Annotated in this window: 8 protein-coding genes and 1 pseudogene; 1 reads left to right on the forward strand and 8 read right to left on the reverse strand. The window is 59.9% G+C overall.

The window, feature by feature from the left end; translation table 11 throughout:
- Positions 1-96: 96 nt before the first annotated feature.
- The 5 genes and pseudogenes from ftsX to CRD60_RS03785 all read right to left on the reverse strand — a co-directional run bounded on the left by ftsX (position 97) and on the right by CRD60_RS03785 (position 5,665).
- On the reverse strand, positions 97-1,020 hold the full coding sequence (ftsX, locus tag CRD60_RS03765; RefSeq protein WP_113859940.1) for a permease-like cell division protein FtsX: 924 nt from the start codon (positions 1,018-1,020) through the stop codon (positions 97-99).
- Positions 1,021-1,400: 380 nt separating this feature from the next.
- Positions 1,401-2,369 (reverse strand): annotated as a pseudogene (gene ftsE, locus CRD60_RS03770) (cell division ATP-binding protein FtsE); the annotation flags it as partial.
- A 78-nt stretch (positions 2,370-2,447) separates the two neighbouring features.
- Positions 2,448-3,569, reverse strand: coding sequence for a peptide chain release factor 2 (gene prfB, locus CRD60_RS03775; RefSeq protein ID WP_113859992.1), 1,122 nt, complete (start codon positions 3,567-3,569; stop codon positions 2,448-2,450).
- A 350-nt stretch (positions 3,570-3,919) separates the two neighbouring features.
- Positions 3,920-4,696, reverse strand: a complete 777-nt coding sequence (gene map, locus CRD60_RS03780; RefSeq protein ID WP_113859942.1) for a type I methionyl aminopeptidase — start codon at positions 4,694-4,696, stop codon at positions 3,920-3,922.
- Positions 4,697-4,783: 87 nt separating this feature from the next.
- Positions 4,784-5,665 carry an HdeD family acid-resistance protein gene (locus tag CRD60_RS03785; protein WP_113859943.1) on the reverse strand — a complete coding sequence of 294 codons (882 nt, stop codon included), beginning with the start codon at positions 5,663-5,665 and terminating at the stop codon, positions 4,784-4,786.
- Between the two features lie 207 nt (positions 5,666-5,872).
- Here CRD60_RS03785 and CRD60_RS03790 point away from each other — a divergent pair, with 207 nt between their 5' ends.
- Positions 5,873-7,957 (forward strand): M13 family metallopeptidase, encoded by a 2,085-nt coding sequence (locus tag CRD60_RS03790; RefSeq protein WP_113859944.1) that lies wholly within the window; start codon positions 5,873-5,875, stop codon positions 7,955-7,957.
- Between the two features lie 36 nt (positions 7,958-7,993).
- Here the strand turns inward: CRD60_RS03790 and CRD60_RS03795 are convergent, their stop codons facing one another.
- From CRD60_RS03795 to CRD60_RS03805, 3 genes are all read right to left on the reverse strand, one after another.
- Positions 7,994-8,575: a single-stranded DNA-binding protein gene (locus CRD60_RS03795; protein ID WP_161522180.1), complete on the reverse strand. Its 582-nt coding sequence runs from the start codon at positions 8,573-8,575 to the stop codon at positions 7,994-7,996.
- Positions 8,576-8,960: 385 nt separating this feature from the next.
- The gene (locus CRD60_RS03800; RefSeq protein ID WP_113859946.1) at positions 8,961-9,809 is read right to left on the reverse strand and encodes a 3-hydroxyacyl-CoA dehydrogenase; all 849 of its coding nucleotides are present in this window, start codon (positions 9,807-9,809) and stop codon (positions 8,961-8,963) included.
- A gap of 329 nt (positions 9,810-10,138) precedes the next feature.
- On the reverse strand, positions 10,139-10,735 hold a 597-nt coding region (locus CRD60_RS03805), incomplete at its 5' end, for a 3-hydroxyacyl-CoA dehydrogenase NAD-binding domain-containing protein (RefSeq protein WP_113859993.1).

Here is a 10,735-nt window from a genome sequence, read left to right on the forward strand (position 1 = left end):
TCCATTGTAGCGGCAGTCGCTGAGGGCGTTTCAGCCGAAACGTTCCTGTGCCCGCCCGGGCTTCTCCTACCGACGCTCCCCTGGCTCATCGCCCCGTCAGGCCTTCAGATAACGGCGTAGGGATACCGCGGAGGCGCAGGCGGATAGGAGCATGGCGCCGATCACCAGAGCCGGGGCCATGAGCCAGACGGTGGCCTGATTGACATAGGGCATCCACTGCACGGTCTTGGCCAGCCAGTCGGTGATGAAGATCTTGACGATGGCGGACAGGGCACCAGCAGCCAGCAGGGAGCCCAGTAGGGAAGCCACCATGCCCTCGAGAATGAAGGGTAGGCGGATGATCCAGTTTGAGGCGCCCACCAGACGCATGATCTCCGTCTCGTTCTTTCGAGCGGCGGCACTCATGCGAATGGTCGTCCCGGTCAGCAGGATGGCGACCACCACCATGACCGCGGCCAGCACCACCGTCACCGCCGTGCCTCGGTTGAGGATACTGAAGACCGGATCGAAAATCTGCCGCTGGTCCTGTACCTCCTCCACCCCGTCGCGGCCACTGAGGACTTGGGATACCGCCTGGTACTTGGTGGGGTCGGTCAACTTCAGCCGCAGGGAATCCTGCATGTTGGCCGCGGTGATGGTGTGACCCTCATAGGAACCATTGGGGTATTGCTTGAGGAAGGTGTTCTTGTAGAAGTCCTCACGGCTCTGGTAGGTGATCTTGGAGACCACATCACCCAGCTCGTTGGTGATGGTCGACTCCAGCTTGACTATCTCGTTCTTGGACGGGGCCTTGCCGGTGGCGCAGGATGCCGCCTGACTGTTGCCGTCCGGGCACAGCCAGACCACCACCTCGACCTTGTCGTACCAATCGCCTTTGGCCTTGGTGATCTGGGCCTGCATCAGGCCTGATGCACCAATGAAGAGGAAAGAGATAAAGGTGACCAGCATGACCGAGAGGATCATGGACACGTTCTGCCGAAGGCTGCTCCAGGTTTCGGAAAGAATGAACCGTATTCTCATTGTTGGTCTCCCTGATGCTCGTTATTGCCACTGGCCTTGCCGGACCGAGCCACAGCCACCGGGGGCGCCGGGGGTTGGGTCGGTGCCGGCAGAGGGGCTGCCTTCCCCTCCTGGGGCTCGCTGCCTTCCCTGCCTGCAAGGTCCTGCTCCGCTGTACTTTCAGCGGCTGGCTCCTGCAGCCTCTCCCCCGCTACGGTTTCATCGGCGATGGCCTGGGACCCCTGATCCTCATCGCCGGTCTGGCGGGCCTGACGCTCCGCCGTAGGGCTTCCTCCACCCTTGCCCTCGCCAGTGGTGGAACCGTCCGAGGCGGAGTCATCCCTGTCTGCCCCGGCACTCTCCCTTTCCGGGATGTCCTGGCCGACCACATCATCCAGGCTCAGGCCCTTGCCCCAGGTCATGGTCGTCTCGACCGACTGGAATACCTGACCGTAGCGACCCGTACGTCCGGAATGCACCGAGCCGGCCAGACGAGCGATGCCCTCATCACCCTGGCCTTCGGACTGCATGGCCTGGACGATGGCATCCATGGCGTTGACTGCCTCTACAGCCCTGTCATCGGGAGTAGCCGCGGGATTGACCAGCTTGACCGCCTCGCCGGTCTCGCTGGCTATGACCTCCTGGACCTTGGACTCCACCTCGGCATCAGGGAAGAAGAGGGCCGAATCATAGGACCCCTTCTCCTGGTCGCGCACGATACTACCATTGTGGAGCTCCACGACCCGCTTGCGCATGGAGTTGACGATCTCCTCGTTGTGGGTCGCCATGACAATGGTGGTGCCGGTGCGGTTAATGGCATCCAACACCTCCATGATGCCCAGGGAAGTGGTCGGGTCCAGGTTGCCTGTGGGCTCGTCGGCCAGGAGGATCTGCGGGTGGTTGACGTAGGCGCGGGCTATGGCCACGCGCTGGGCCTCTCCGCCGGAGAGCTCGTGTGGGTAGTTGCTCTCCTTGCCCGTCAGACCCACGGTCTGGAGGACCTTGGGCACCAGAGACTTGATGGCCGAACTACTGGTGCCAATGACCTCCAGGGCGAAGGCCACATTCTGCCAGACCGTCTTGTTGTTGAGCAGCTTGTAGTCCTGGAAGATGAAGCCGATGCCGCGCCGGTAATTGGGCACCTGACGGGCGGTCAGACGCCGCAGATCATTGCCGGCCACACGAATCTCACCGTCCGTTGCCTCCTCCTCATGCAGGAGGAGGCTGAGCAGGGTGGTCTTGCCGGAGCCGGAGGCCCCGACCAGAAAGACAAAATCACCCCGGTTGACCTGCAGGTTCACATGGTCCAAGGCCGGCCTGGACCCCTTGGGGTAGATTTTCGAGACATCGTCCAACGTTATGAGCGCCATGTTGTTGTCCTTACTGCTGCTAGTGGAGCCTGATCGGTGAGGTCTTCCATTGCTGTTCTGCGGGTTCCTTGCCAACCATCACGCCTGTGCTTCCTCACGTCGCTGCTCGTGCCGCCAGCGGATGCCCGCGTCGATGAAGCCATCAATATCACCATCGAACACAGCCTGGGTCTGGGAGGTCTCATAGCCGGTACGCAGGTCCTTGACCATCTGGTAGGGGTGCAGGACGTAGGAGCGCATCTGGTCCCCCCAGGAGGCTTTGATGTCGCCGGCCAGCTCCTTTTTCTTCTTGGCCTCCTCCTCGTGGCGCAGGACCAGGAGGCGGGATTGCAGGACGGCCATGGCCGCGGCCCGGTTCTGAATCTGGCTGCGCTCGTCCTGCATGGTCACCACGATGTTGGTGGGCAGGTGGGTGATGCGCACGGCCGAGTAGGTGGTGTTGACACCCTGGCCGCCAGGGCCGGAGGAGCAGTAGGTATCCACGCGAATGTCGGAGTCGGGGATGTCGATGTGGTCGGTCTCCTTGACCAGGGGCACGACCTCGACGGCCGCGAATGAGGTCTGCCTGCGGCCCTGGTTGTCGAAGGGTGATATGCGCACCAGGCGATGGGTGCCGCCCTCCACTGAAAGGCGCCCGTATGCATAGGGTTCGTTGACCTGGAAGGTGGCCGACTTGATGCCCGCCTCCTCGGCATAGGAGGTGTCCATGACCTTGGCCTTGTAACCGTTGCGTTCCGCCCAGCGCAGGTACATGCGCAGGAGCATCTGTGCGAAATCGGCGGCATCCACGCCACCGGCTCCGGATCGAATGGTGACCACGGCGGAACGGGAGTCGTATTCACCGTCGAGCAGGGTCTGGATCTCCATCTGGGCCAGGTCGGCCTGGATGGCGTCGACCTCCTTGCGGGCCTCCTCCATGGTGGCCTTGTCAGCCTCCTCCTGACCGAGTTCGAAGAGTGTCTCCACGTCCTCAAGACGCTGCTGTGCGGTATCCAGATGCTTGAGCTGGGCTTGGGCCGAGGACAGCCGGGTCGTCACGTCCTGGGCGTTCTCCTGATCGTCCCAGAGGTCCGGGGCTGACGCCTCCTCCTCCAGCTGCTCGATCTGCGCCTTGAGACGGTCCACATTCAGGGCCTTGGCAATCGTCTCATACTTGGTTCGAGCCTCGCCCAAGGCCTGGGAAAAATCAAATTCTGCCATTGTCACCACCATACATTCAACTATGTAAATACTAGCCTTGACGCCTTAACGGATGCGTCTGACGTCTCCATGGGACTCCAAGCCCCAAGCCTACGGAAGGCAGCCGGTCAAAAGCCGGCGTAGATTGCGGGGATGACCAGACTCATCAGCATGGTCGCGGCAATGACGATGCAAATCACACGGGCTACGTTCCGCCGGCGATGTGCCCGTTGCTCTGGATCCTTGCGACTGCTGTTCACGTTGCCCCATTGTACGCGTCGGAGCCGAACGAACAAGACGCAACATACCCAAGGGCGGCGGTAGCAATGATCCTTGCGCCGCCGCCAGGGTGTTGGCAGCCCACCCGGCCGTCAGTCCCTGACGGTCAGGATCTGCGGGCCGTTCTCGGTGATGGCTATGGTGTGCTCGCTATGGGCCCCCCGGGAACCGTCCTCGGAGCGCAAGGTCCAGCCGTCCCTGGGGTCCTGGAAGATCTCGTCGGTGGTGGCCAGGAACCAGGGCTCGATGGCGATGACCAGACCAGGACGAAGGCGGTAGCCGCGGCCGGCCTTGCCGTCATTGGGAACCAGGGGGTCGCCATGCATGACATGGCCAACACCATGACCGCCGAATTCGACATTGACCGTGTAGCCCTGTGACCGGGCCACGTCGCCGATGGCGGCGGAAATGTCTCCCAAGCGGTTGCCAGGCTGGGCCTGGGCAATGCCCGCGACCAAGGCGTCTTCGGTGCACTTGATCAGGCGCAAGTCCTCGGGGTCGGCATCCTGGCCGACCACGAAGCTGATGGCCGAATCACCCACCCAACCGTCAACGCTGATGGCCAGGTCCAGGCTGACCAGGTCACCATCCTTGAGCTTATAGTCGTAGGGCACTCCATGGAGGACCGCGTCGTTGACCGAGGTGCAGATGTAGTGAGCGAAGGGTCCGGTGCCGAAATCAGGAGCATAGTCCACGTAGCAGGATTCGGCACCCTTGCATGACTCGATGCGCTGCCTGACGTAGTCGTCGATGTCCAGAAGGTTGGTGCCAACCTTGGTCATGGCCTTGAGGTCCTTGAGGATGCTGCCGACAAAACGGCCAGCTGGTTTCATTGCTTCGATTTCCGAAGGGGTTTTCAGTTCTATCATGCCTTAACACTACTGCCCCGGCCTAACAAAAAGCAGGGTGGCTCCAATGGGGAACCACCCTGCCTGCTTGCTGCCAGCGACTACTGCTTACTGCTGGTTCCCGGTCTTCGCGCTCTTGCCGAAGCGGAAGGCGCGGACCATGGCGAAGATGCCCAGAATCAGGAGTGACCAACCACCGAAGATGATGAGGACCGCAGTGGAGGCGAAGGGGTTGAGCAACACCACGAAACCGGCGATGAGGGAGATGATGGCGTAGAAGACGGTCCAACCAGAGCTGGGCATACGCCAGGATTCGACCAGGGTCATGACGCCTTCCATCATCCAGCCGATGCCGACCATGAGGGTGATGACCATGGTCAGGGTCAGGCCCGAAAGGGTGGAGTTCTTGAGCATAATGACACCGCCGATGGCCAAGAGAATGCCGACCAGTATGTCGAGAACCCTCCAGCCGCCGGGAAGACCGACCTCGACAATGGCCGAAACCAGGCGGATAATGCCGGACACCAGGAAGTAGATGCCCAAGGCCACGGCAAAGACGGTCATGGTAACACCTGGCCAGAGCAGCAGGACCACACCCAGAATGATCGCAGCCACACCGATCACGCCATAGATGGCGCGGATGGCATTCTTGGCCTTGGCTGGAAGAATCTCCTCAATCAAGTTGAAGGGATTGATCTGCCTCCAAGCATCGCCGCCATTGCCGGAAGCGCCGGTGGGGCTTGGCCCATACTGGTTGTTGGGATACTGACCGCCAGCGTACTGACGATTGTCTCCAGGCTGCCCAGAACCCTGCCCTTGAGCACTTGCCGGGCTGCCATTGGGGTCGTACTCGTTGGCGGATGGTTTGGGATCGCTGGCATAGGGGCCATACTGGCCCTGCTGGTTCCCATAGGCTCCGTACTGAGGCTGACCCTGAGCTCCCGGTTGTTGGTTCCTATCCTTGCTTTCATTGGGCTGAGGTTCGGACATGGCATGCTCTTTTCTATTCGATGGTTGATGCCTTCCCCCGAAGGAGATTCATTAGCTTTAACAGCATGGCCTAAACTGTCCAAACTGATTCTCGCTCTAAGCGCAATCACCGCCGCCTCGTACATCGGCGATTAGCCCTCCTTGCGATTCCGCTGTATGGGGTGCACATCTACCGCGATTGTCACCAAAGATGGCTAGAGTGCAAGCATGGATACCAGTGCGATTTCGGGCCTTGAGCCCAGCTCCTTCTCCTCGGTGACCAGGCCCAATGACGACCTGTTCCGCTACGTCAACGGTCCTTGGATCGACACCTACTCCCTGCCCGAGGACCGTTCCCGCTATGGCAGCTTCGACAAACTGGCCGAGGATGCCGAACGCCAGATACGTGAGATTCTTGAGGACGAGAACTGCCCCGCCCCCAAGTCCCAGGCCCTGTACCGGTCATATTGCGACACTGAGGCCATCGAAGCGGCCGGCATCACCCCCATCAAAGGGGACCTCGACGCCATAGACGCCGTCAGCAGCAAAAAGGACCTGGTCCGTCTCCTGGGATCCCTCAACCCCACGGGCGGCCCGGACATCTTCGCCATGGATGTGGACTCGGATGCCACCAACCCCGACGCCGACCTCAATGTGGTCTACATTGCCCAGGGTGGCCTGGGCCTGCCGGATGAGGCCTACTACCGTGAGGACCACTACGGCCCCATTCGCGAGCAGTATATGCATATGGTCGCCAAGCAGTTGCAGCTGGCGGGGTATGGCGATATGGACGAGACCCAGGACCAGGCCCGCCGTTTCCTGGACCTGGAGACCAAGATCGCCTCCCACCATTGGGACAATGTGACCACCCGAGACATGCAGAAGGTCAACAACCCCACCAACTACCAGGAACTGATCGAGGAATTCGGCTCCTTTGACATAGCCCTGTGGATCCAGGCCTGGCAGGAGGCCTACGATGCCACGCCCACCAGCACCAACCAGCCCCTTGACCTGGCACAGGCCTTCAGCCGGGTAAACGTCATGGAACCCAGTTTCCTCACCGGTCTCAGCGGCCTGTGGGAGCAGACCGACCTGGAGGACCTGAAGCTCTGGTCCCGGGTGCAGACCATCATCGGCTGGGCCAACCTGCTCAGCTCCGACTTCGACCGGACCAACTTCGACTTCTTCGGCAAGGTTCTTTCCGGTGTTCAGGTACAACGGGACCGTTGGAAGCGTGGTGTTTCCATGGTCAACGGCACCTGCGGTGAGGAGGTGGGCAGGGAGTATGTCAAGCGGCATTTCCCCCAGTCCTCCAAGGACCGGATGGAGCAGTTGGTGGCCAACCTGATCGACGCCTACCGGGTCTCCATATCATCCAGCTCATGGCTGGGCCAGGCCACCAAGGCCAAGGCTTTGGAGAAGCTATCCAAGTTCACCCCTATGATTGGCTACACCGACCAGTGGCGGGACTACAGTGCCTTGGATATTTGCCCCGGCGCCTCCTTGGTCGACAACGTCCGCGCCGCCTCCACCTTCGGGGCCGGCTATCAACTGGCCAAGGCCGGCAAGCCAGTCAACCGTGGGGAATGGGTCATGAACCCGCAGACGGTCAACGCCTACTACGATCCGACCAAGAATGTGATCGTCTTCCCCGCAGCCATCCTGCAACCCCCCTTCTTCAACCCCCTGGCCGACGATGCCGCCAATTATGGTGCCATCGGCACAGTCATCGGCCACGAGATCGGCCACGGCTTCGATGACCAAGGCAGCCAGTTCGACGGGGACGGCAAGCTCAAGGACTGGTGGACCTCTGAAGATAAGGCCAACTTCACCAACCTGACCCGGGCCCTGATCGACCAATACAACCAGCTGACACCGGTCCAGCTGGAGCAGAAGTACGCCAATGACCCCGAACTCATGCCACATGTCAACGGCGCCCTGACCATCGGGGAGAACATCGGGGACCTGAGCGGGGTCAACATATCCCTCAAGGCATACTCCTTGGCCTTGGACGCTGCCGAGGGCCGGGACAAGGACGGCCTTCCCCTGGCTGTGGCCCAGACACTGGACCAGGCCCCGGTCATCGACGGCTTCACCGGCCTCCAGCGTTTCTTCCTGAGCTACGCCTCCATCTGGCGGACCAAGGAGCGTGACGAGCTTGCCGAACAGATGCTGCAACTGGACCCCCACTCCCCCGCCGAGTGCCGGACCAATGCCATCGCCCGCAATGTGGACCTCTTCTATCAGGCCTTCGATGTCAGGCCGGAAGACCGGATGTGGCTGGACCCCAGCAAAAGGGTCAGCATCTGGTAGGACCTAGCCCACACCAGCGACTCAGCCACTGACCGGCTACATATCAGCACCCGCGAACTCCTCCGTCTCACCGGAGCAATCGCGGGTTTCTCTTTGCCTTGTTGGCCCCTTCCCATCACCGGCTTGCCCATGGGAAGGGGAGCCAGCTGCTGGGTCACTGCCCTGTGTGACCCCTGATCCTTGCTCGGCTTGGGCTTGGGCAAAGGGGTCCCTGGCCTTTTGCTGACGATTGGGAGCACCCACAAATCCTTGTTTGCCGGAGTTTCGCGTGAAGGCCGTCAGGCCAAGGTTGAGGTCATGACCCAGGCCAGAGGCCTCCATGACTATACGGCTGCGTTTGGCTCCGTCACGCTCCCACTCCTCAGTGATGAGCAAACCGATGGCTATCACCGCATCCCCCTTGTGGACCGAAGCCAGAATATTGGCTGCCAATCCTCGGAAGGCCTTGACCGTTATCCAGGTGGTCGGCTGCTCCCTCCATTCCTGTTCCGCACTGCTGTAGTAACTTCTGGTGCTACCCAACCGCAAGGAGCAGGCCACCGGTCCGCCCTCCCTGCCGAAGGAAACCGGATCAGCTCCCGCGAATCCGCTCATGGTCACCATTGCCTGTTGCGACATCTTGCCCTCCCTTTCAAAGTGGACCGCCGGAAGATGCGGATGTGTGCTACCTGCAGGAGTGCCGGCAGCCATCATACTGGCCGCCACCCCAATCCACATCTTCCGGGGTACACCCACTATGGCAGTGATGCCATAGCCATCCACATGAAAACCGAGCATGTGGTCGAACGTTGCCCACTACGGCGTGTTGCCAATAAGGAGAAGGATATATCCAAATATATCCTGAAACATGAAAGGCTATAACGGCAGGCAAGAGAACCGTCCATGGGCATGGTCCATATAGGAAAAGGACTGAACGTGGTTTCCCAACGTTCAGTCCTCTTGCAATCTACCGGAACTCAGATCTGGCTCTGGTCCAAGCACTCACCGGTTATGACAAGCGGCATCACTCATAATCGTAGAAGCCATGGCCGGAGCCCTTGCCCATGCGTCCATTGTCAATGAAATCGGTCTTGATCTTTTCGGCGAATTCCTTCTGCACCGGGTCGGAGCTGTCCTTGGACAGGTTGTAGGGGGTCATCATGCCGACGGTGTCGTAGATCTCGAAGGGGCCTGCAGGAGCGCCGGTGGCGATCTTCCAGGTCTTGTCGATGTCCTCGAAGGAGGCAACACCACGGACCCAAAGATCAGACGCAGCGTTCAGGAAGGGAACCAGCAGGGAGTTCAGCACGTAGCCCGGCTGCTCCTTGTGGATTTTGATCGGAACCATGCCCATCTCCTTGGCGAACTCGACCACCTGATCGAAGACGTCCCGGTCAGTCTGGGGCTGGGACATGATCTCGCCGGTATTGAACTTCCAGATCTCATTGGCGAAGTGGAAGGAGAGAAACTTCTCGGGACGGTCGGTGAAAGGTGCCATGGCCGAGGGCAGCAGAGTCGAGGAGTTGGTGCAGAAGATGCTCTTGGCCGGAGCCAAATCGCTGACCTTCTTCCAGGTGGACTGCTTGATGTCCAGCCGCTCAGGAACAGCCTCGATCACGATATCGGCGTCCTTGAGGGCCTCAGCCATATCGGCCGTGCCGTGAATACGGCTGACGGCAGCATCCAGCTTCTCGTCGGCGGCATCGGGAATATCGCGTTTGTAGGCAGCCTTCAGATACTCCCAACGATCGGGAAGCTTGGCGATGATCTCGTCGCTGATGTCATAAGCCTCGACATGCTTGCCCATGTATGCGGCTTGGAAAATAATCTGCGATCCAAGCACACCCGTGCCCAATACGGTTAGATTCTGCATTGAGATACTTCCTTACTTCCTTGTCAATACCCCATACGCTTATCGTGTGGGGATTAAAACAGTCCGAAGCACTGATTCGACCACTCTTCTTTGAAGCGACGGCTGCGTCCAGTGTGCATTCGTACCAGCTCTAGACAACAGTATAGCCGAAAGTAGGGCTTGACTCCCCCTAACTCAACCCACACAACTATGCTGTGCCTCACACCGACCTAGGCCATCGAAGACCAATGCCAAAACTCGCAAAGGATGGGACCATGCATCCAATCCCATCCCTTATAGGCCAAGGCTTACAGCGTTTAATACCTCGTGGTTGAGGGCCGGTCGGCATCTCATTGGTAATCGTAGAAACCGTGACCAACGGCCTTACCCATACGACCCCTGTCGATGTACTCGGATTTGAGGATTTCCGCGAACTTCCGTAGAACCGGGTCGGAGCTGTCCTTGTTCAGGTTGTACATGGTCATCATACCGATGGTGTCATCAATCCGGAAGGGCCCGGCAGGAGAGCCGGTGGCAATCTTCCAAGTCTTGTCAATGTCCTTGAAGGAGGCCACACCACGGACCCAGAGGTCGGCAGCAGCCGTCAGCAGAGGTAGGAGCAGGGAGTTGAGCACATACCCCGGCTGCTCCTTGTGGATTTTGATCGGAACCATGCCCATCTCCTTGGCGAACTCGACCACCTGATCGAAGACGTCCCGGTCAGTCTGGGGCTGGGACATGATCTCGCCGGTATTGAACTTCCAGACCTGGTTGGCGAAGTGGAAGGAAAGAAACTTCTCGGGACGGTCGGTGAAAGGTGCCATGGCCGAGGGCAGCAGAGTCGAGGAGTTGGTGCAGAAGATGCTCTTGGCCGGAGCCAAATCGCTGACCTTCTTCCAGGTGGACTGCTTGATGTCCAGCCGCTCAGGAACAGCCTCGATCACGAT

Source organism: Bifidobacterium aemilianum (genome assembly GCF_003315635.1).
In the GTDB taxonomy this organism is placed as follows: Bacteria; Actinomycetota; Actinomycetes; order Actinomycetales; family Bifidobacteriaceae; genus Bifidobacterium; species Bifidobacterium aemilianum.

Coding starts and splice junctions, on each gene's coding strand:
- ftsX (WP_113859940.1), bottom strand. CDS start 1,020: ATGAGAATACGGTTCATTCTTTCCGAAACCTGGAGCAGCCTTCGGCAG.
- prfB (WP_113859992.1), bottom strand. CDS start 3,569: ATGGCAGAATTTGATTTTTCCCAGGCCTTGGGCGAGGCTCGAACCAAG.
- map (WP_113859942.1), bottom strand. CDS start 4,696: ATGATAGAACTGAAAACCCCTTCGGAAATCGAAGCAATGAAACCAGCT.
- CRD60_RS03785 (WP_113859943.1), bottom strand. CDS start 5,665: ATGTCCGAACCTCAGCCCAATGAAAGCAAGGATAGGAACCAACAACCG.
- CRD60_RS03790 (WP_113859944.1), top strand. CDS start 5,873: ATGGATACCAGTGCGATTTCGGGCCTTGAGCCCAGCTCCTTCTCCTCG.
- CRD60_RS03795 (WP_161522180.1), bottom strand. CDS start 8,575: ATGTCGCAACAGGCAATGGTGACCATGAGCGGATTCGCGGGAGCTGAT.
- CRD60_RS03800 (WP_113859946.1), bottom strand. CDS start 9,809: ATGCAGAATCTAACCGTATTGGGCACGGGTGTGCTTGGATCGCAGATT.